Source organism: Bacillus sp. URHA0034, assembly GCF_056280405.1.
In genome coordinates, this window is record NZ_JBWCDK010000001.1 from 50,367 (window position 1) to 71,946 (window position 21,580).

Genomic DNA, 21,580 nt, shown 5'->3' on the forward strand with positions numbered 1-21,580 from the left:
TGGAGTGTCCTTAATATGAAATTAATTTGTCAAAACTGTAAAATAGAAATTTCGAAACAGGTAACTGAATTGAAAGACATAAATTTACTAAATGAAAATGATGGTGAAGATTATATTCCTGAGGGCTTTTTTATGGTGGATAGTGGACAGGAAGATATAAAAACAAAAGGCTACATTATTATTAATATTAAGGATTTAGTAAATTCGAATTATCATCCTGATGGTAGCAGATTAAATGGATGTTGTGGTTATGATGGCTTAGATGGTGTTAATAGAGTTTGTACCAAAAACCACGAAATTGGCACTGAAAATTCAGACTGTTGGATGCCGCATTTTATAGCTTTAAATCCAGATTTGGTTACATTTATCTAACTCAAAAGAAATATCCTTATTCAACTAAAGGGTGCAATAGTTAAAGATCGGTGCTGTCATTTTGGCAGCTTTTCTTATTGTGCTAACTGGGGGGAGTTAAACAAGATTTGTTTAAAATTTGGATTTACATACATAGAATTTCTATGTAAAATATAACTGTTCAAATAAAAAAAAGGGAGAACACATAAGAATCTTATTTGATTTGCAAATAATCTCTTAAAACTCCCTAACTAAGTAAAAAAAGTTCAATAATACATAGATAAATTAGGAGGAAAAATGCGAATAAAATATATTGTATTACTTGCATTAATTATCTTAATAGCGATTATCGGCTTTCGAACAATTTCTCACTTTACTGAGGGACGTAGCTATTACTTTAAACATACCGATTCAACCGACATTTCGGATGAATCTTTTGGAAAGGTACGACTACACGATAATATTCATAATCCATCTTTTGTAAAGCATTATGGAGCACCTCTTAGCAAGGAAGATAACAATTTATACGATTATTATCATTGGGAAGGTGGATTAGAAACGGCTTCTATCATCAAAGGAAAAGAAAAAGGCGATATTGTTCGTTTAATAATTGGGGAAGTCGAAGAATGTGTAAAGACGAAAACCAGTCTTAAAACAGCAAAAGGAATCTTGATTGGTAGTACGAAAAAAGATGTTATTGATTCGTATGGTTCAAAATACTATACAAGGTCAGAACAAGGTGTGGACATCGTTGGCTACGTTGACCATAAACTTCGTGCAACACTTGAATTCTGGCTGATAGAAGACGGAAAAGTAGCTGAAATTCGATTAGATGACACAAACATAGATTAACAACGGGGGTAGCTTCTGCACCTCTTTTTTATTTCAAAGTTAGTTTGTGAAGGATTGTACTTACGCTAACGGGTGCAAGAGTTAAAGCTTGGAGCTGTCATTTTGGCGGCTTTTCTTATTTAGCTTACGGGTCAAGAGTTGAAGATTGGGATTGCTGTGGTGATCCTTTTTTGTTAATAGTTAACGGGTTAGTTCAATAAGAATTCACGAAAAGTTCAAGGATAAAGGAATAAATATGTTAAAATTTAGTAAAGTGGCGGTAGTATGAAAGAGGAAAATAAACCATTTAATGATGTAATAGACCACTTTAACAAGATAGAAGGAAATGCAACGAATCCTGGCTAATACTAAATTTAGTAAGTTGCCAAAACCATTAAAATATATTGGATACTTTATGATTGCATTCTTTTCTGTATTTTTGATATTAATAATAATTTTAAGTCTATTAAACTAATTGATACTTGAATTCAAGAAAGATCGGTTGCTGCGGCAGCCTTTTCATCTTTAGCTAACGATGCAGTTTAGTACAATAAGCAAATAAGAAAATTTAGAGGTGTTAGATGACAAAAATTAATGCTAAATCTATAATATTGGATAAATTTAATGTTTCTAAAACAGATTTTTTAGGTTCGGGAATGGAAGCTGAGGTTTATGTTTTTGACAATAATAAAGTATTGAAATTGTATAATGATATGTCCGATTCTAATAAGCAAAAAATCCTAAAGGGTTTCTACTCTAAGATTGATTCAAGTTCTTTGAGCTATGAGATTCCTTATATTTACGATACCTTTGAGGAATACGGAATTTTAGTAACTATTGAAAAACGAATTGAGGGTAGTAATATGCAAAGTATGCTCTCAGAGATGAATTATAACGAACAAAATAAAATGATGGAAACCTATCTTAATGCAAATATTGAATTGAAATCTGTAAAAGTAAAATCTAATCTGGAAGGTTTCACTCTATTCAATGATAATCAGATTTCTTTACTAAAAATAAATAATTGGTTTGATTTATTGAAAGAAATAATTTTTAGAAAACAAAAGGAATTGGAGTCTTATTTCAAAAGAGATGTCGTGAATTACGATGCAAAAGTTAATCAATTAGTAGAAATTTTGTCATTGGGATATGAAGGTGAATATTCTTTAATTCACGGAGATTTTTATCCTGGGAATTTAATAATTAATAAGAGTGGGATGGTTACAGGATTAATCGATTTTGGATTGATGACTATGTACGGTGACAACTTATTTGATATTGCAATAGGTTGGGTATGTTTTGATATGTATAATGAGTTAAATGCAAATATATATGAGAGATACCTAAACATAATTATTTCAACATTAGGTGAAGATGTTAGAAAAAGATTATTTTTCTATGTTCTAATATATAGCTTTATTTCTGCCAATTTTTATTCTCATAATTGCGAAGATGGTCATTATCAATGGTGTGTTAAAAACTTAAACAATAAACATTATTGGGAGGCTCTTTAAGAAATAAAAATTGAACTGGCTTATTAAACTAACGGGTCCAAGAGTAAAAGATGGAGGTCGCTGCGGCGATCTTTTTGCTTGTTGTACTAACGATGAAGATTAGTTGAACAAGAACTGTTACTTTTTATGAAAGAACGAGATAATAACGATATAAAATCACTATTTTATGGGAGAATTCAAATGGCAGAAATATGGATACAGGAAGAAAAAATTACTGAAGATTTTTTAAATGCAAACGGTCATCATATAAAGATGGACGGGAAAATTAAATCTGTATTTTTCATTGGGGAAGGTACCGAAGAAGACTATGTTAAACACAATTTAAATTTCTTACAGCAATTTTTAATTACACAAGATGTATATCCCTTATATCTTACGTTTGTTTGTGTTGATGATTATGAAGAAATACAAACTGCATTTGATAATTTGGAAATCAATTATAAGATAAGGTTTTTAGATGAAGTTCAAACTTATTGGACTTCTTTTAAAAAAGTAAAGTACCATCCTCCATATTTTACTGTACAAATAACGGATTCTCGTTCACTAATTTATGTTCTAGAAGAAACCTTTTGGCTTGCAGCAAGCCTAAATGAATTTTACACAATTTCTTACTCTGAAAATTTATCTTTTCAATTGAATACTGTAATTGAATGGGGTAAAAAAAGAGAACGTTCAATACCAATTTTTAAAATAGATGAAAATACAACATTTATTACTATTTTCCACGATGGAAATGGATTTTATTTGTTTTCTAATCAGGACAAGTATTCAACAGTAAAAAGATTATGTTCAAATTTACCTAAAGGTACAGTAATCACTCAAATTAACGATACATTGATAAAATGAGGTTCCATAAAAGTAGAATATCGTCTTATTCAGCTAACGGGTGCTTGAGTTTACGATCAGAGCTGTCATTAAGGCAGGTCTTTCTTGTTGAACTAAAGAAGCAGTTTAGTTGAAGAAGGATTTTTCTGGTCAACAGTTTGGTATAACGGATTAGGAATTTAAGATTGAAGATATTCTATATCTAAGGTAGCAGGTAAACGCTGTTGTTAAACGCAACAGCGTTTTTTTTTAAGCCTGTAAAAATTTGTAATCAAAGCACGAAAATATCATACTCATTAATATAGGACAAGTAAGGGGTTGTTGCTAATTTGAATAAATTTGTGATACTGGCTCTAATATTACTCCTAATAATTATTATAGTTATTATTTTTCTTTACTTTGTTTCGAGAAATAAACAACAGTCTGTTCAAGTAATCACACTACAAAATTTTATGAGTAGTTATCATTCTAATGAAAATGAAAGTGAGAAAAAAAGCTTTTTAGATACCATTAAGGACTTTTTCAATGATAATGATAATGATGGAATCATCGATGGTATTGATAACGAGGACAATGATGATGGGGGAGATGATGGCGGCGAATAACACCCCCTTTTTTTACGTGTGATTTAGTAGGCTATTTGTTCAACTTATTTATCTATTAATTCGTTTTTTCTCTCCCTAAACGTAACCCCTTATAATAAGTTTTCTTATCGAGCTAATGGTTGCGTTGGTTGAACAATGGTAGCTGATATGGAAGCTTTTTTTGTTTGTTCCACTAAAGGGGCAGTTTAGTGAAAAGGATTTAACTACATAGGGTTGAATTCCCATTATAATTATCCAAAAAATCAATTATTATTTAATTGTTATAAAACTTAAAATCAATTGTGCTGTAGAAGCAGCTAGGAGAAACAAATGAAAACATATCTCTTGGAAAGATTTAAACACATTTTATGGCTTATATATGGTGCTGTATTGGGTTATTTGACCCACTATTTAAGAACCGGAAAATTGACCCTTACTTCAGATAACCTATTTTTCTTAAAGGCGATATTGTTTGGTATCGTGCTTGTTGAAGTAATAAAGTTATTTAGTTGGTTATTTAAACGAATAAAGCAAAACAATCAGTGAGATTTTAGCTGATTGTGAAGTAATGTACTTAAGGTAACGGGGCTTGAGTTTAAGATCATAGCTGTCATTGAGGCAGCTTTTTCTTGTTAAACTAACGAAGCAGGTTAATATAATAAGAAAGGTGAAGTTTATGGTAGGATTTAGTTTAAAGGGGCTGCAATAATTAAGAAAAGAGGCTGGTTACTAATGAATTATTCCGATTTATTACATAGAAAAGATAGTGAAGGTCTAACTAAATTTTTAAAGACACACGATGTAAATGAGGAATTTCATAGTCAAAGTCTTTTATACTGGGCAGTTCATAGCAATAATTTTGAATTTATAAAACAATTGGTTCATCAAGGTGCTGATTTGAACCAATGTGACCGTTTAGACACGACACCGTTGTTAATTGCGTGTTATTTTGGCTTTATTGACATTGCTTCATATTTGTTAGAAAACGGAGCAAAGAGCGATGGTTGTTTAGAAAGAGCAAAACAAGGTTGGGATGATCATATCCAAACAGAAATTATTGAATTACTAAAGCAATGGGAAAAGAAATGTTAAATTTTACAAAGTTAAATTTCATTTTTAACTAAATGGGTAGTTACTTCTATTCCGGATGCCAATTCAGGGACTTTTCTTCTTAAACTAACCAGCAATACTTCAATAAGATATACCATAAGATATTGGTCTTTTTATTTTTATAGATACCATTTTAAAGTATTCGAAAGTCAAAAGTGATTGTGAGACAATTACAATATCTTAGATTTAAAATTATTAATAATGATTTTAGGACGGTTCTTAATGAAAAATCATATCAAAGTAAACGGAAAGATTCTTCAAACAAACAAACGGTTTTCACAATTGAAAAATAGCCAAAAAGAATGGATTGCAACAGAACTTTATAAGCTCTACCACAAAAAGATGAACGAAAGACGTACAACAAAGAAACTACCTCCTAATCAACGCGATATAGTTACTTCATCCCTATATGCACAGATTCAATATAGAGAGATATGGATTCCTTATGGCGAGGTAAAAAAATATGTATTCAGTAAAACCACAAAGATAGTAAAATCTTTTAAGAAACAGTTCCCAGAGTTAAGTGAGGAAATTGAAGCTGAGAAAGCTATAAAAAAGGATGACCTTAGCTAGAGAAATCCGATAACGAGAAAGATTAAATATAACATCAAATTTTAACGTGGTTAAACAAATGCAATTTTGACTGTTGATAAGCAGCAATTTCCAGCTAAACTATTCTGTGAGGCACTCTTACATCTTATTGTTGATTAACTTATGGTATCACTAGAAAAAATGGAAGGTGGGCTATATTATGAGCATTCAAGTAAAGCTTAAAGATATAATTGAAGAAATGGAAATACAGTTTGAAGAGTCACGTTCATTACTAAATATTACTACTGGTGAAATAGTGTTAGTAACATCGGAGGACTTGAGAGCTGCTGAAAATGAAGAACCATTCGATCATTTACCTGAGTGGCAACAAGAAAATTTAATGGTTGCAAATGATGTTGTCGAAAATTTCGAGAATTACATAGAGTTACCAACAAAATATGAAGTCAATGAATATGAAATTATGGAAGACTTTTGCCTAACTATCAGTGATCAGAGAAAGCAGGATATATTATTAAGATCAATTAAGGGAAAAGGTGCCTTTAGAAGATTTAAAGACCAAATAATAGATTTTGAAATCGAGGATCAATGGTATTCCTATCGTGACGAGTGTTTTAAAGAAATTGCGATTAAATGGTGCCAAGATAATAACGTAAACTATATTGAATGAATTAATAAACAATCTAATTTGTTTAGATGATTTTCCCTACCAATAAGTATTGCTTCAAATCAAGAAAAATAATACTTTTCATATTCCACTAACGGGTGCTTTAATTAATCAGTGGGGTGCGGCAGCACGCTCTTTTTCTATTCGAATAACGAGGGAGTTTAGTTGAAGCAAAGAACATTGCATTGGGAGAGTATTTATGCAAGTTTGAAAGATATGAAGGTGCTGATTCATATTAGGGCAAAAGTTTGTTAAAGGAGAGAAGGTGTAGAGGATTTGACTAATATACTTACGAATTTAATCCAAGATAAAAATTTGGATAGTTATCCGTTTTTTAAAGAGTTTTGCCTCTTCAAAGAAAAGGGACTTAGGAAAGATGCCTTTAGTTCGCTAAACCTTTTTATCAAAGAGGTAAAGGGTTGGCAAGTTAAAAAGAAAAAGGAATTTGCTTATTGGCTTTTTAAATGGTTCGAGGAATCAGAAGATATACATTATGTACTAGTTCATCCACTTGAGGAAAACATATTAAAACCGATTCTTGAGGATTGGATGATTGAAGAACCAAAAGACCCACAACCAGTTAGATGGTATGGCTTATTCTTAAAATCCGAAAACCATTTGAAGCACCTTGAAACGGCACTAAGGGTTGGTGGGAAGAGTGAACAAAGAGTATTAATGGCAATCATTAACTATTATCTTGATTCCCTTGAATTTTCTTTTCATCACATTTCTGAAGATGCCTACCTTGGTGATATTTCTGAGGATCAGGACTCAGTTTTGAAAATCGAAAACCTCTCTACAGAAATCATCAATGTTGAAAGTAAAAAATATGTAAGTGAAAGTGTAAATTATTACAAAAATCTGTTACGTGACTGGATTGCTTTTAATAGCAAGGGTAAAAAAGGTCTTCTTAAATGGTGTGCTGATAATGGTAAAGAATATGGATGGACTAACTCCTACTATTATGAATAGTTTGTGAAGAAATGTACTTAAACTAACGGGTGCGAGATTTTAAGAACAGAGCTGTCATTTTGGCAGCTTTTCTTGTTGCACTAACGGGCAGGTTAGTGGAACAAGGAAAAACTAAACTTGTTTGGTTTTGAGCGAATAAATAAGGGTTTTCGTAGTATCTTTTGTTAAGGGAACTTAATGAAAGGGTGACGATTTGAAAAAGTTATTAATACTTCTTTTATGTTTAATAGTAGTTGGTTGTACTTATACAGAAGAAAAAAATACTTCAAAAAAGTTCACTAACAATGTGCCATATCCAAAATCAACTGTTTTGCTCCATAAAGAAAAAATTGTAAAAGGTACAATTTATTTTTATCTAGATAAGACTGGTTTTCGTCATTCCTTTTTCTCAAATGATTTGAAAATTTGGCTTCATAGCGGTAATGCGGAACTTAACCCTAAAGAAGGAATTGATTTGACAATGATTAATGCCCCAGAAGTTCCCATTGTTACATTTGCTGGAATTATTTCAGATGATAATATACAAAAGGTAGTTATCAAACAAAAGACTGTGGAAAAAAAGGCAAAAATTATTGAAATCGAACAAGGTTTAAGAGTATGGTTTGCAACCTTTGATATGTTAGAAGAGCCTGAACCTGGAGACCCAGATCCCCTTAAAATAGAGGCTCTATCAAGCAATGGTGTAGTTTTGTGGAAATACGGAGTTTATTAAGCTAACGGGTGCAAGAGTTGAAGATTGGAGCTGTCATTTTGGCAGCTTTTCTTGTTCCACTAACGGGCATAATAGTTAAAGAAGAATGATGGAAAGATAAGGATTGTCAGTTGCAGTATATTAGGAGGTATGGAGTTAGGAAGGTCAAATAAAAGTGGAATTTGAAATAAATGCTGTCGGCGAAGAGACAATAAACGGTTACGATAGTTCATATAAAAATTATGAAATTGCAAGAACAAAAAGTCTTCCAAAGACACTATCATTGGGGAATCTTGAAGAGATTATTAACGAACTTTTTGCTGAGATTCAGTCAGCGTATGACCAACCCGAACATTTAACAGCAAAGATAGTTATTAGGGCGAAAAAAGAGAAAAATAAAATTATGTATCTTGGGTAAAAGGGGAAATCTTCTTAAGCTAACGGGTGCGTTAGTTGAATAAGAATACTAAAGACCACTAAAAAATGTTGGTCTTATTTTTTTATTTACATACAGAACATTAGTTCGCATATAATGATATTAAAGGAGATGATTCATTAATGACAATTCGTGACCGTGGGAAAATGAAATGGCAGTCCGCTTCCTTTATTCCGTTGGCATTTGAAATGACCAGAGAAATGTTCAAGGATCAAGCACGGACTTCTAAGCCAATTTTAGACGAAAATCAGAAAGAAGAGTTTGACCTACGAATAGCTTACGCGACAGAATACAACCATGCGGTAAAACTGGCTGTATGGGATGATGGTTTTACACACGACATTAATGGGCGTGTTCATTACGTTGATCCGATAACTCATGAGCTGCGGATAGAGGTGAAGCCTGGAGAATTTGAACGGGTGGCATTCGATAGTGTAGTCGGAGTGAAGGTTTTAAATTAAGCTACATCTAATGCTTTGAGTCAACCCTAGACGGGTTCGGGCAGGTTTGTTTAACTTAATTCTTATAAAGGCTACCAAGTCTTAGAATCATTGTTATAATTTAGTATTTCGTAGTTCATTCTGTGAATTTAATACCTATTAAAGGCATTATTGAAGTTCTTCATAATAATCCTTCTCCATTATTCCAAATTGTCGGAAATGCTTTTATGCTTACCCCATTTGCCCTGCTTTATTTCGAATGGGCAAAGAGCAATAAACAAGCTATATGGTACTCCTTTCTGTGTACTGTTTTGATAGAAGTTGTACAGTTCTTACGGTATGGGTAGAAGTTCAGATATTGATGATGTTATTTTTAACTTGTAATCCGGCCCTTAGTAATTTAATAGTCGACAAAAACTTCTTTATTTTATAAACTACTTGTAATAGATGTAATTTCAGGTAAATAAATGTAAAAAAATAGAAAGAAACACTGATGGCATAGGGAAAATCAGATAATACTTATCCTTCTTTGAAAACTATTTAGTTACAAGGAAATAGTAGAAAAATAGACTAATATTCATAGAAAACACAGGGGGAAAGAAATGAAAGGTAAGATAACTAAAGGAAGATTTATTAAAAAACCACTACTGACAGGTTTAGCTACAACTATTTTGACTACAGCTTTTTGTTTTAATGGTACGCATATTGAATTGTTTCAACCTAATTTTGTAAGTGCCGAATCACTAAATTATTCCGCTACTGAAAACCTAAATATTCGCAGTGGGCCATCTACTAAATATGCAATAATTGGAACAGTTAAGAAGGGATCAAACCTCAACATTATAGGAAATGCAGCAGGTTGGTATAATGTAATTTATAATGGCAAAAAAGGGTTTGTAAGCGGTCAATATGTAAAAGTCTCGAATTCTCCAACCCCAGTAAGTGATCAATATGTTACAACCTCCGACTTGAATGTTCGTAGTGGGGCTTCTGTGACATATCCAATTCTTGGTGTACTAAAAAAGGGATCATTTTTAACTGTACATTCCAAACTCTCTAATGGTTGGTACCAAATTAATTATAGTGGACAACAAGGATATATTAATGGAAAATATGTAGAACTAGTAAATGATTCAAATTCATTTACAATGAATGTTCCATTAGTTCTGCAAAATCCAGAGCTGCCAGCTGGGTGCGAAGTTACGAGTTTAGATATGGCCCTTCAATACAAAGGGGTTAATATAGATAAGATAACGTTAGCTAAAAAGATGCCTTATACCACTACTCTTGACCCAAACAAGGGGTATGTTGGAAGCCCATATAACCGTTCAGGTTACACGATCAACCCAGTGAAGCTTCAAGAGTTGGTAAAGGTTTATCGTCCTGGCAGCACAGACCTAACTGGAGCTAGTATCAATATCCTTGAAAATGAAATAAGAAAAGGCAACCCTGTGCTAGTATGGTATACAATCGGATATGGGGATGTAACGGACCTAAACCATTATAAATATCAAAACAATCAAAAATACTGGTGGCCTCAGCCCTTGCACTGCATTGTTGTAACTGGAGTGAGCCCAATGAATTTTTACATAAATGATCCTTTAAATGGAAACAAAAACTATCCAATCAACAAAACTCGTTTTAACAAGATTTATACAGATATGGGAAAGCGTGCGTTAGTTGTTCGATAATAAATTCTATAAGTATTAAAGTTTAATAAATTTGTCTAGTAGTTTTACTTGCCATTAGAAATCGATAGATTGGTAATTATAGTGGAACACTTTTTTGTATATTGGTACAAGAGACAATTTTCATCAAAAAGTAATGTGGTATATCTATGATTAAATAGTACGAACATCAAGCACCTGTTAAAGGTGCTTATATTTTTCACTAATTTCAAAATAGAAACACCAACAGGTAACTTTTCATATTATTTATGCACTCCTTAACGAAAACGCTTATAATTAATATATAAGATAAAAGAACATAAAGAAATTATCATGGATCGATTGAAATAAGATAGAATTGCTACTGTGATCTCTGATTTTTTGCGTTCCTTCTGGGAGCTGAACATTATTATTAGCAAGTCATTGTAGGGATTATTTCATTTCTGGCTTTACAATAATCAAGTATTTGTAATTGATGATAAAGGATAGAAGATGCTTTTTTGATAAAATTTTCTAAAAGAAAGTAATATAATAGTGAATCCTTATTTTTATAAGGAGAAACAAATTGAAGAAGTGTTATTAGAGACCATCCACTAAATTAATGAGTTTCACCTAAATACCCCTGAACTAAAGGAGTGATATGATCTATGCAATGTTTTTGTAAACACAAGGAGACTGATGATTTAAAAGTTGAAGGTGATGTGGGGGCAGATCCTATTTGGTGTAATATATGTGGGTGTAACTTCGATATTGAGGAAGTTCCGATTTCAGATGATTTAAAAGAAGAAGTTATGAGATGGGCCATGATGTATGGCGAATGGATTGATTGGAATAAAGATACATTGAGATCCAACGGTATTGAATTGGAGAACAAGCATAATAAACTAGGTGAACAGCTTACAGAAAAAGTTAAGAAAGAACTAGGTGCCAAATATAAGGTTCGTTTTTCTCCTTCTACATCTGCTAGATTATATTCTGGTTTAGAATTCTGACTTTTCCTTAGAGGAGGACTTTATCTCTAATATCCTGTTTCTTATCTTATTACTAACAAAACGCTTTGTTAAACAAGGGTGGTATCACTATAAGCCTTTGGAATAGGTGTAAGGAGATATTTATGAGCTTAGAACATGAATTTTATCTAATTCCAATCTCAACTGATTTAAAGGGTTTTTGGAGCAATAAAGACAAAGATAACAGCATCATTGACAAAGTTGTGATTTATGATGATATCATCCAATACATATCTGACACATTAGAATGGATACCGAGTAAAAATCCAGCTAAGCTAGGAAATCCAATCGGTCAAGGAATTAACTATTACGGTGTCACGTTATTTGATAATGAATCTTCAATTAGGTTAAAGAGTATTATTACTTCTTGGAGGGACTTATTCAATAATGCACCTGATACCCTTTTCCTTACAGGCAATTATGTGGATGGAGACAATGAACTGGATGGAGGTTATGACAAGATTGTCATCAACCGAGATGAAGTAATTAAGCAATTTAATAAAATTATTGCATTTGCAGAGTGTTTATCTAAAGGTCATTATTATTTATATCACCTTGGGATATAAATCCTTAGTAGACTATTGATAACGAGCTGCCATTGTAGTTATTAAACCTGGTACTAGCAAACTAAATGCCTTCTCACCTTTTCAATATGTTCCTAAAGTATTTGTTTTTTGTTAAAAACGGGGTACCTTGGTTTCATTGCCACCTGTTGTGTCGTTTTTCAACACATGGGGTACGTTAAGGAAAATGAGATTTACAACAAAAAAATCTAAAAGCCTAATTTCAAGGTGTTATAATCGAGAAATTAGGCTTTAGTTACTTTTTAAAGTCACATTATTTCGAGCGTTTAAAATAAATAGACTTTAATTCTTCTGTTAAATGCTTCAGTTCACCTTCATTAATGATATACACCTCATCGCAAAGCTCTTCTATATCTTCAAAATGATGACTTGTTAGTAAAATTGTTCGTTCAGTAGCTTTGAGTGATCTGATAATCTTCTTGATATCATGATATGTTTTATAATCTAATGCATTAAATGGTTCATCAAGAATTAGGATATCTTGGTTTTCCATTATTGCTTGAGCAATCCCCAGCTTTTGCTTCATTCCGAGCGAATAATCTTTCACCTTCGTTTTGTTATCTGGATTTAATCCAACAAGATTCATGGTGTGTTTAATTTGCGTATCTGTTATTTTATTATTAATCGCAGCTAATAATTGGAGATTTTTAAATCCACTATAAATCTCAATATATCCGGGTGAATTAATAAAGATCCCCACATTCTCTGGAAAATCAATACCTGCTCCTAACATCTCTCCACGAATTTTTACTACCCCTTCGTCTGGACGAATAAATCCGCAAATGGTTTTAAATAATACAGACTTTCCACTACCATTACCACCGACAATACCAACTGTTTTCCCTTTTTTAATATTGAGCTGAATTCTTTTCAAAATGGTTTGTCCCGAAAATGTCTTTGACACATTATTTACTTCAATTACATTTGTCACGAAAGGAACCTCCTAGTAAAGAAACGTTTATATGAACAAGCGATTAAGCTAAGTAATAGAACTAATACTATTACGAATACTGTAAATGCCTTACTTAATGGTATGCCTATCGAGCCTTCAAGTATTTTTAGTCTTGCAACCGTTGCTAGACCTGCAGGATTATATAAAAGTAATCCAACTGGTACTAAATTGAGTGCGTGTATGGCCATGACCATGAGATACGCTGTCAAAACATTTCTTAGCAAAATAAATAAGTAGAAAAACATAAAGAACAATACGCTAAACTCCAATATTTTCAAGCAAATAAAAAGAGGCCAAAAATTTATTTGAATAATTTCTGAAACTTGAATGGTATGTGATAACCAAGTTTTATTTGCTAAAAGGCCACATATAAAAAGCAAGGCAAATGTTAGAATTATATATAGGAAATGGAAGATTAGTCCATTTGAAACAATCGCAAACAACCATTTCCTTTTTTGCTTGATTCGTATATATACAGGCAAGCTATCATCTGAACACCAAGTTTCTATAAATAATGCAAATAAATATAGCGGCGTGCCATAATAAATGAGTTGCTGTAAAAAGGTTAACAAATCAAATTCACCTATTTCATAACCATAGAAAAAACGAAGCATATAATCTTGCAATGACTCTTCCGTTCCATTCATCGATTTCCAAAAAGTTAAGATTCCCAACATTCCAAATACCCATAAAATTATTTTACGTCCCCAAAATGCTCGTGCATAATAAAAAAACAATCCCTTTCCCCTTACATTCCAAGAAAGTGAAAACTTACGATACCAAGCATATCGAATGCAGATGATCTGGAACACAAGAAGCAACAACATACATGAAACAGTCCATAAAAGGCCATTTCTTATCGTAAAATTATGGTGAAGTATAATCAAACGACTTAATGTTATTAAATGTAAAGCACTTAACTCAGGAATTTTCAGAACCATAACCATAATCACATAGGCTAGTAGGATCATAACCAATAACACTCGTCTACCGAAGAAATGAAAAATAGTTAAAATAGACACACCAACAAAAGCTAAGCCTGTGATCATATATACACTACTACTAATCGCAGCCAATAAAGGAGTCGAAAAAATACCTATGAAATAGTGAAACAATTCATTTTCGGATGAATTGTTCATGGGATAGACATTCTCCAGTGGTAAGCCAATTCCCATTATGGCTACAATGACCATATGTAATAAAACAAATAGAATCGCATAAATAAAGATGGCTAGCCATTTTGTATAAAAGTAACGTGTGAAATTTTTGCATCGAGATATTAAAAATGGCGTATCTTCATCTAGATTACTAAAAATCGAAAATAAGAAAATCGGTATCATACAGTAAATGATTAAGTAATGTTCCGTTGACATTCGTAATATAAACACTTCATAAGTATCCCTAGTATTTTCTCTAGATACGGTAGAAAGTAAAATGTAGATAGCCGCAAGTAAAAATAGAGGAGCAGCAATATGCTTTCAAATATTGTACTTTAAGAAAGAAATCATACTTCTCCCCCTATATCGTGTAAATAGATTCTTTAACTTTAAATTTCATAAACACGACATAAAGAATCATAAAAATAATGGCTAACATGGGACCAACTATAAAAGAAGAAAGGTTAATAGCTTCGACAGCGACACTTGTAGGTTCAAAAGCTGTAGCTAATCGTAAACGTTCGAGATGTAAAATTGAAAGAATGAAATTTTCCAAAATAACATATACAAAGGGGCCTGTTAATATGACAAATAGGTTTTTGCTAAATAAACTAAACACATATCCCATATTTGCTACAATTACACAAATCAGCCCCTTCCAAACACTTAATAAGAACCCGTATAATAATGGTCTTTTAGTAAAAATTTCTCCTTCAAAATGAGTTAGTAACAACCTAGGCGCAGCCTCCCCGGTTTCAGGAGAAATCCATGTATAGATCACATCAATCGGTTTAACTACATAAAGAGCCGTTACAACACCTGCAAACGACATAATGAACATAGTTAAGAATGAACTACCACTGATGACAAACCACTTCGATAACAAATATTGTTTTTTACTCGCTCTGGGTAAGGTGTATTTTAAAAAGACATTTTTACGTTCAAAATACATGAGCCAACACGTGGGTATGACTGCAATAAGTGGAAATATAAAATTAAATATTTCAAACCCCACTTCCCATACTTCTAGCTGGTGCTCTAATGCATAATTTTTATAAATTGTGCAACATAAAATAGCTGATAACAAAGTCCCACCTATGATTGTTAGTAAAAAAGACATTCTTAATTTAAGACATTCTAGTTTAATTAAATTTCTCACCATAACCCTCCGTTCCTTGGTTACACTATAACGAACACAATTACCCAAAACAATAGACTAGAAACAAACAGAGGCTTTAGAGGAATGAATACTTTTTTGTTCCTCTAAAACCTCTGTTTATGTTTTTAAAACTGGATACCAATCGTAATCATTTGCCCGTTCATTTGATCGTTTCGTGCGATAACTTTCCCACCATATTGCTTCGCAATTTGTTGGACATTATATAATCCAAAGCCTCTGTTGTTCAAATAAGTGGATTTCGTCGAATATCCGAGCGTAAACAACTGCATAAATTGTTCATTCGTCATATATTCAGCTGGATTACTTACTGTTATCTCGTATCGTTCATTTAATTGCATCATTCGGATAAAAATTGTGTCGCCTCCGAAACAAGCTTCAATGGCATTATCGATTAGAATACCAAGCACTTCAATTAAATCATAATCTTCACATGGGAAGGCTGAAACCGAGACTGAACGTTCAATCTTTAATTCCATATTTAACTGCTCTGCTCGTTTCATCTTCGTATAGAGAAAACCTGCAATCACTTTATGATCCATATTCAACAGCTCATGTTGTCCATTTGTTTGTTTTACGTTTTCTACATATTTTGAAACTTGCTGCTGTGCATCCTCCATATTTTCAGTTGATTGCAAAATACTAGAAATAGCTAACAATTTATTAGAAAACTCATGTTGTCTAGATCTAACTTCTGCCACTAATTCATCAATAATTGGAATATATTTTTCGATTGCTTTCATTCGATTTTCCATTACGTGAGACTTTTTTTGTTCATAAAAGAGCAAACCAAGCATTACAATCACTATTAAAACAACAAATGCTATAAAAGTAGATTCAATCATAAACACATTTTTATTTCTTGCTGACAGAACAATATATAAGATAAAGGTAAATACACTGACAATCATTAATTTAACAAAATGATTGTATTCATTGCGTATATAGGCTGTGAATTTTTTTCCTACGAACCAACAACAACATATTGTTAGAATAAGTGCTAATGGACGAATGGCCATGTGACTAATTGTGAGTAAATCACCCGTTGCAAAAGTAAATAGTCGTATTAAGAACCAAATAATAAACCCGAGCATAGTAATAAAGATAATTTCAATGTGTGATGCCTTCAGAACAAAGCTATTCATTAATAATGTCAAAAAAAGCAGTCCAATCAGTCCTGAAATCCTTTGGACAGGTAAAATCTCAAAATCCCTATAAATTACTGCATTAGCATAACTACTCTCTGAGCTAAGTAGTGTGTGATCCACTAGGCAAAATATCAAGATGACTCCAATCCATTGGATTGCTCCCCGTTTAAGGCTAATCTTCTCACGACCTACTAAAAACATAATCAAATATAGTGAAACTACATCTAGTGCTGTTTCAAATAATAATAGTGCCATTTATTAATACTCCAATACTTGACTTCGATATTTATGTCCAATCGGTAATGGGGCTAAGCAATGGCGAAGTTTGATTAGATTTTCCGCTTTCTGAATCACTTCAACATGCGTTTTATTGAGTATATAGCTTTTGTGACATTGTACAAATAGTTCATCGTCCAATAATTCTAGCATTGCTTTTAAAGAATAGCCTGCAATCTTTTCTTGTCGGTGATCCCCTTGTTGCGTTAGTAAATGAATAACCATCTTTTTACCGAAAGATTCAATATATAAAATCTCCCGCAATCGATATTCGAATATAAATCCTTTTTGTTCAATCCTTACTGTTCTTTCATCTGTTTTAGGTTGCTGCAAGAAGTCCAGTACCTCTGTAATAATGATCTGCACTTCCTCTTTTGTATATGGCTTCATTAGATAGTGATAACATTTTAATTCTCTGTATGCTCGTAGTTCTTCTGTTACAACAGCGGTTTCAAAAATGATAGGTGTATATTTATATGTCTTTATGGAGCGAAGCTGTTTAACTAAATCTGTACCTTTATAATCCAGCAGCTGAATATCGACCATGAATATATCAATTTGTTCCTTTTTTGCAATAACTAAGGCATCTGTAGCATTGACTGAGAATGATAGACGTATATCTGCGTCTAACTCTATTAAAGCATGCTTAAGAAACTGTTGAATTTCCCCATCATCTTCTACTATTAAAATATGCTTCATTTTAAAAGACCCCCGATTTTGTAGTTAAACTCAACTTTAGTTTATAAGCAGATTTTGTTATGTATTGCATTTAATCTATTAGTTGACAGCTATATAAATATACTGCCTCTTCAATAACATAACTTTCCAGTTTCGAATTAATTTCTAATGATTTTTAACTTCCATCACGAATAGTTTAAAAAATTTAGGAAAGATTATTTGTTTCCTTCCGAAAGCGTTCTATATGAGTAAGCTCTATTCATTTTGTTATTTCACAAATAGTCATATTTCCTTCTTTATATAGCATAACTGCATAATTCAATCCTGCGTGTATATTATGATACTTCTTTAACGGACCTTTGACAAAAATTAATGAAAAGAAAAATTAATTAACAAAATAAACATCCAGTAAAGTTATTCATTCCTTTTGGTAATTATAAATAAAAGGAGTGAAAACAATGAAGAAATTTTTTATATTTTTATTAATAATGACTATAGTTTGTCATACCAGAAAAGCATATGCCGTTCAAAGGGTTGTAACATCACACATTGCATCTGATGTGTGGTACGAAAACATTTTTTTAATTGCTGATAAGGTAGATAGTATGGCTACCAAGAACTTTACCGTTCAAGTTGGCGGTGGAGTTGATAGCGTAGGCGGAGAATTATTATACAACTTTCCAAATTGGTATAATGACAAGTTTGCCCCTGAATTATTTTATGAAGATATAAATGGCGATGGATTAAGAGATGTTATAGTCGCTTTAATTTCTGGTTCAGGGTCAGGAGTATCTACTAAAGAAATACATGTATTAAATCAAATACATGACCCTAGTCGAAGATACGAAGAAGTGCCAGTTGAAACAATTAATGATGCAGTCAAAAGACTTGTAAAAATGGAACGAAAAGGCAATGAAATTACTGTTTTAATTGGTAAAAGGAAATACTCAGTGGACTTTTTAAAATTCGGTTATCAATCTTCTGATGACCCTCCTGGAGCAGGATCAATGGAGGAATATAAGCCTGAAAACGGTGTTCTTTATGGCTATACAACTGTATATGTATCTATTCCTGAGGCAGGTATAGGCAGCCTAAAAATTAAATATGCTTGGGATGGAAAAATGTATAAAGCAGAATCTGTTACTTTTAAGAAAGCAGAACCATTTAAACAATAACCATCAAGTATATGTTAACATAGTAAGCATTCGAACCTTCGTTCATAATGAATTACGTTTTTTGTATTTCAAAATCGAACCCGTTAGAAGTTGTGGTACCTTTTTTATATTGTACTAAAGAAACTAACGGGTTTTTAAGTTCAGCAAAGAGTTCATGATCTTTTTCATTTCTCTGTAATACGGAAAATTAATAATATAAAACTCTTAAAAAAGGTTAAGTTTTCCAGCTCACTATGATAATATGAATTTAATTCTTTTATAGAGGTGAGTTTAGATGAGTAGAGCTGAGCAGAGCACTAAGTTAGATTTAGAGAGAATTATTTTCATTGGAAGAACGTTTGAAGAATATTTGGATATGTTTTCACTTTCGGAAGCAGAACTGAAGGGGCAAAGGATACTGGATTGTCCGGCTGGGGCCTGTTCTTTTACTGCCGTTGGCAATGCATCAGGGTTAAATATAACAGCTGCCGATATCGCATATTATCATTCTAATGAAGATCTTTATGATAAAGGAATACAGGATGTTGAACATGCGATGGAACATATGGAAACAGCAAAAACTAATTATATTTGGGATTATTTTAATGATATAGAGGGGCTTAGAAAACATCGCCTACGTGCTTTAAATCATTGTGCAAAGGATATGAGACAATCAAGTGAAAGGTACGTTCCGGTCACTTTACCGTCATTACCCTTTAAGGATGGAGAATTTGATGTTCTTCTTTCTGCCCATTTTCTTTTTATGTACGCTGACCGATTAGATTATGAATTTCATATAAACACTTTAGACGAGTTATTAAGAGTTACCAAAGATGAAATTCGCATTTTTCCTTTGGTGGATTTGGAAGGAAAGCGATATGAACATTTAGATAAAATAATAAGTTATCTAACTGAAAATGGTTGTTCTGTGGAAGAAGTTAAAGTTCCATATGAATTTCAGGTAAATGCTAACTCAATGTTAAAAATTAATAAAGGGTTATAGTTAAGGGGCAACAGTCACTTTAATAAGTACGGCTCTGGGTTTAGAAAAGCTTCGGATGCGCGATTCGTAATAGTTTTACCGTGTAAGAAAAGGCAATGGAATTCACTCCATTGCCTTTTTGTTGCTGGGATTTGTGTATTTAAGCTTATTATAAGGGGAAAATACCTACAATTATGACTACCAGAGGTGCATGAAATCGTGAAACAATTAGTCTCGCTGGTCCTTGTGTTTGTTGGATTATTCTCCCCCATAAATATAGTAAAGGCAAATATTCCTTCAAGGAAGCCACTACTAAAAACAGAAGAGGTTTTATATGTTCAAGCAAACCGGTTATACGGGGGATCCCGTGCATTTAAAGAAAGTGATGGGTATGAAGAGGTGGTTATTAATAAGGTTGTTAAATGGATTAACAAATCAAGTCCGTCTGAAGAAGTAGCTGAGTCAGGATTAGATACAACACCATTAGTGGCCTCAATGAAAATCAAAATGAAGAATGGAGAAGTTGTTGTTATAGAACCTGCTTATAATTGTATTTCTAAGGGTCAAACAAAAACGTGCACATTAGCAGACGGTGAAGTTATATATTCTTGGAACAATAATAAAATACGATTGAGATCATTAGAGCTTTACGATTGGCTCCTGGTAGGATGGAAATATGAAAGTGTTGGCGCTCCCAAAGATGAGCTGCTTGAAGAAACTTTATATACCAGATACTTTAACTACCTCGACCAATCCTATTCTGATTTTATCTCATGTCCAAAAATTGATAAAATCGAAAGGATAAACGGTGATGGGAGAAGACATATCATCCATGCAAGTGCACTGAGTTTTTCCACTCATCATAATGGACCTGATGATAGGATCCATATCACTATAACGGATACTCCTGAACATGGAGTTAAAATAAATAAGGTGAAAGTAGAAAAAAGTATATCAGGACAAGAGAGTCGTATCCAATGTAGACGCGAGGGCTAAAATTATGGTTGCTGCAATGCGGTAACCTTTTTTGTTTTGAACATTAATAATCATTATGTAAAACAGTTGATAAATGAACTAATTTTGAATGAATGGATTGGTTATACTATCTCCAAACTTGGGGGTGGCATTATAAAAATGATAAAAATCTCTTCGGTAATCCTAGTCTTCCTTTTTTTTAATCTAGATGTAATTCATGCACAGCCTTTAAAGGAAGTATCCTATCCGTGTAGTGTGATTCTTAAACCGGTTAAGGATATTCCCAATGCAAAAGGGACTGGTTTAATTACAAAAGTTAAAAAGCCATATAGCACCGCTCCGACGAGTCCGGTTAGAGAACGGAAGGGTGTGGGAATCTATGCTGATTGGCTACCATCACCCTCATCCTTTGGGGACTATGATCAATATGAGGGATTCGTACAGATTATGGGTGAAATCAGCTGGCGATTTAAGATGTATTCAGTGAAGGAGGATGTTCCTAGTTGGTTTGGTGGTACTCCTTGGGTGGGTAAATTTGATGAGATATCCGCGGCGCTTCCTGTTAATACCTGGGTAGAATTACGACTTTCCAATTCAAAAACAAAAAAGTTAGGACCGGTTATTTTGAAAAACACCCTACATGGATGTCATAAATAATGTGGGTTCACTTCTTTGTATAATGGAATGCATTTTGAATGCAAACCGCACGGCTTCATCTATAGACAAATATACTCAAAGTAACGAATGAACAAAACATTGAAGTACACGTCTGAATATGTAGCTTATGAAAACAAGTATATGATTAAGAGGGCTAACAGTTAAATTAGAATGATTTTGCTTTTACAAAAGC

At 32.8% G+C, this 21,580-nt stretch carries 26 protein-coding genes and 1 pseudogene; 21 read left to right on the forward strand and 6 right to left on the reverse strand.

The window, feature by feature from the left end; translation table 11 throughout:
• The first annotated feature begins 15 nt into the window (after positions 1-15).
• The 17 genes from ACZ9EE_RS00315 to ACZ9EE_RS00395 all read left to right on the forward strand — a co-directional run bounded on the left by ACZ9EE_RS00315 (position 16) and on the right by ACZ9EE_RS00395 (position 12,213).
• Positions 16-372 carry a hypothetical protein gene (locus ACZ9EE_RS00315; RefSeq protein WP_476024702.1) on the forward strand — a complete coding sequence of 119 codons (357 nt, stop codon included), beginning with the start codon at positions 16-18 and terminating at the stop codon, positions 370-372.
• Positions 373-648: 276 nt separating this feature from the next.
• On the forward strand, positions 649-1,203 hold the full coding sequence (locus tag ACZ9EE_RS00320) for a hypothetical protein (protein ID WP_476024703.1): 555 nt from the start codon (positions 649-651) through the stop codon (positions 1,201-1,203).
• 560 nt (positions 1,204-1,763) lie between these two features.
• Positions 1,764-2,696: a phosphotransferase gene (locus ACZ9EE_RS00325; RefSeq protein ID WP_476024704.1), complete on the forward strand. Its 933-nt coding sequence runs from the start codon at positions 1,764-1,766 to the stop codon at positions 2,694-2,696.
• A gap of 126 nt (positions 2,697-2,822) precedes the next feature.
• Positions 2,823-3,542: a hypothetical protein gene (locus tag ACZ9EE_RS00330; protein WP_476024705.1), complete on the forward strand. Its 720-nt coding sequence runs from the start codon at positions 2,823-2,825 to the stop codon at positions 3,540-3,542.
• Between the two features lie 431 nt (positions 3,543-3,973).
• Positions 3,974-4,126, forward strand: a complete 153-nt coding sequence (locus ACZ9EE_RS00335) for a hypothetical protein (RefSeq protein ID WP_476024706.1) — start codon at positions 3,974-3,976, stop codon at positions 4,124-4,126.
• A 309-nt stretch (positions 4,127-4,435) separates the two neighbouring features.
• On the forward strand, positions 4,436-4,651 hold the full coding sequence (locus tag ACZ9EE_RS00340) for a hypothetical protein (RefSeq protein WP_476024707.1): 216 nt from the start codon (positions 4,436-4,438) through the stop codon (positions 4,649-4,651).
• A gap of 186 nt (positions 4,652-4,837) precedes the next feature.
• Positions 4,838-5,197 (forward strand): ankyrin repeat domain-containing protein, encoded by a 360-nt coding sequence (locus ACZ9EE_RS00345; protein WP_476024708.1) that lies wholly within the window; start codon positions 4,838-4,840, stop codon positions 5,195-5,197.
• A 240-nt stretch (positions 5,198-5,437) separates the two neighbouring features.
• Positions 5,438-5,788 (forward strand): transposase, encoded by a 351-nt coding sequence (locus ACZ9EE_RS00350; RefSeq protein ID WP_476024709.1) that lies wholly within the window; start codon positions 5,438-5,440, stop codon positions 5,786-5,788.
• Between the two features lie 178 nt (positions 5,789-5,966).
• Positions 5,967-6,434: a UPF0158 family protein gene (locus ACZ9EE_RS00355; RefSeq protein WP_088088099.1), complete on the forward strand. Its 468-nt coding sequence runs from the start codon at positions 5,967-5,969 to the stop codon at positions 6,432-6,434.
• A gap of 273 nt (positions 6,435-6,707) precedes the next feature.
• Positions 6,708-7,403 (forward strand): hypothetical protein, encoded by a 696-nt coding sequence (locus ACZ9EE_RS00360; protein WP_476024710.1) that lies wholly within the window; start codon positions 6,708-6,710, stop codon positions 7,401-7,403.
• Positions 7,404-7,596: 193 nt separating this feature from the next.
• Positions 7,597-8,115: a hypothetical protein gene (locus tag ACZ9EE_RS00365; protein ID WP_476024711.1), complete on the forward strand. Its 519-nt coding sequence runs from the start codon at positions 7,597-7,599 to the stop codon at positions 8,113-8,115.
• A gap of 154 nt (positions 8,116-8,269) precedes the next feature.
• Complete coding sequence (locus tag ACZ9EE_RS00370) at positions 8,270-8,512, forward strand: hypothetical protein (RefSeq protein WP_476024712.1); 243 nt, start codon at positions 8,270-8,272, stop codon at positions 8,510-8,512.
• Between the two features lie 140 nt (positions 8,513-8,652).
• On the forward strand, positions 8,653-8,991 hold the full coding sequence (locus ACZ9EE_RS00375; protein WP_476024713.1) for a YolD-like family protein: 339 nt from the start codon (positions 8,653-8,655) through the stop codon (positions 8,989-8,991).
• Positions 8,992-9,113: 122 nt separating this feature from the next.
• Entirely contained in the window at positions 9,114-9,317 is a 204-nt protein-coding gene (locus ACZ9EE_RS00380; RefSeq protein ID WP_476024714.1) for a VanZ family protein, read from the forward strand.
• 255 nt (positions 9,318-9,572) lie between these two features.
• Positions 9,573-10,661 (forward strand): C39 family peptidase, encoded by a 1,089-nt coding sequence (locus tag ACZ9EE_RS00385; RefSeq protein ID WP_476024715.1) that lies wholly within the window; start codon positions 9,573-9,575, stop codon positions 10,659-10,661.
• A gap of 623 nt (positions 10,662-11,284) precedes the next feature.
• Positions 11,285-11,629, forward strand: a complete 345-nt coding sequence (locus ACZ9EE_RS00390) for a hypothetical protein (RefSeq protein ID WP_476024716.1) — start codon at positions 11,285-11,287, stop codon at positions 11,627-11,629.
• A 122-nt stretch (positions 11,630-11,751) separates the two neighbouring features.
• Complete coding sequence (locus ACZ9EE_RS00395; RefSeq protein ID WP_476024717.1) at positions 11,752-12,213, forward strand: hypothetical protein; 462 nt, start codon at positions 11,752-11,754, stop codon at positions 12,211-12,213.
• 271 nt (positions 12,214-12,484) lie between these two features.
• On the opposite strand, the gene ACZ9EE_RS00400 is transcribed toward ACZ9EE_RS00395, so the two are convergent.
• The 6 genes and pseudogenes from ACZ9EE_RS00400 to ACZ9EE_RS00425 form a co-directional block, all read right to left on the reverse strand.
• The gene (locus ACZ9EE_RS00400) at positions 12,485-13,162 is read right to left on the reverse strand and encodes an ABC transporter ATP-binding protein (RefSeq protein WP_476024718.1); all 678 of its coding nucleotides are present in this window, start codon (positions 13,160-13,162) and stop codon (positions 12,485-12,487) included.
• Positions 13,159-14,556 (reverse strand): hypothetical protein, encoded by a 1,398-nt coding sequence (locus ACZ9EE_RS00405; RefSeq protein ID WP_476024719.1) that lies wholly within the window; start codon positions 14,554-14,556, stop codon positions 13,159-13,161. Before ACZ9EE_RS00405 ends, ACZ9EE_RS00400 begins: the two co-directional genes overlap by 4 nt.
• A 145-nt stretch (positions 14,557-14,701) precedes the next feature.
• A complete protein-coding gene (locus ACZ9EE_RS00410; RefSeq protein ID WP_476024720.1) occupies positions 14,702-15,460 on the reverse strand; it encodes a hypothetical protein in 759 nt (252 codons plus the stop codon).
• Between the two features lie 164 nt (positions 15,461-15,624).
• A complete protein-coding gene (locus ACZ9EE_RS00415) occupies positions 15,625-16,920 on the reverse strand; it encodes a sensor histidine kinase (RefSeq protein ID WP_476024721.1) in 1,296 nt (431 codons plus the stop codon).
• A 3-nt stretch (positions 16,921-16,923) separates the two neighbouring features.
• Positions 16,924-17,640, reverse strand: a complete 717-nt coding sequence (locus ACZ9EE_RS00420; protein ID WP_476024722.1) for a LytR/AlgR family response regulator transcription factor — start codon at positions 17,638-17,640, stop codon at positions 16,924-16,926.
• A gap of 194 nt (positions 17,641-17,834) precedes the next feature.
• Positions 17,835-17,980, reverse strand: a pseudogene (locus ACZ9EE_RS00425) (recombinase family protein); the annotation flags it as partial.
• Positions 17,981-18,077: 97 nt separating this feature from the next.
• On the opposite strand from ACZ9EE_RS00425, the gene ACZ9EE_RS00430 reads away from it, so the two are divergent.
• The 4 genes from ACZ9EE_RS00430 to ACZ9EE_RS00445 all read left to right on the forward strand — a co-directional run bounded on the left by ACZ9EE_RS00430 (position 18,078) and on the right by ACZ9EE_RS00445 (position 21,387).
• Positions 18,078-18,794, forward strand: a complete 717-nt coding sequence (locus tag ACZ9EE_RS00430; RefSeq protein WP_476024723.1) for a hypothetical protein — start codon at positions 18,078-18,080, stop codon at positions 18,792-18,794.
• A 274-nt stretch (positions 18,795-19,068) separates the two neighbouring features.
• Positions 19,069-19,776, forward strand: a complete 708-nt coding sequence (locus tag ACZ9EE_RS00435) for an SAM-dependent methyltransferase (RefSeq protein ID WP_476024724.1) — start codon at positions 19,069-19,071, stop codon at positions 19,774-19,776.
• Between the two features lie 186 nt (positions 19,777-19,962).
• Positions 19,963-20,751 (forward strand): hypothetical protein, encoded by a 789-nt coding sequence (locus tag ACZ9EE_RS00440; protein ID WP_476024725.1) that lies wholly within the window; start codon positions 19,963-19,965, stop codon positions 20,749-20,751.
• Between the two features lie 138 nt (positions 20,752-20,889).
• On the forward strand, positions 20,890-21,387 hold the full coding sequence (locus tag ACZ9EE_RS00445; protein ID WP_476024726.1) for a YoqH family protein: 498 nt from the start codon (positions 20,890-20,892) through the stop codon (positions 21,385-21,387).
• The last annotated feature ends 193 nt before the right edge of the window (positions 21,388-21,580 follow it).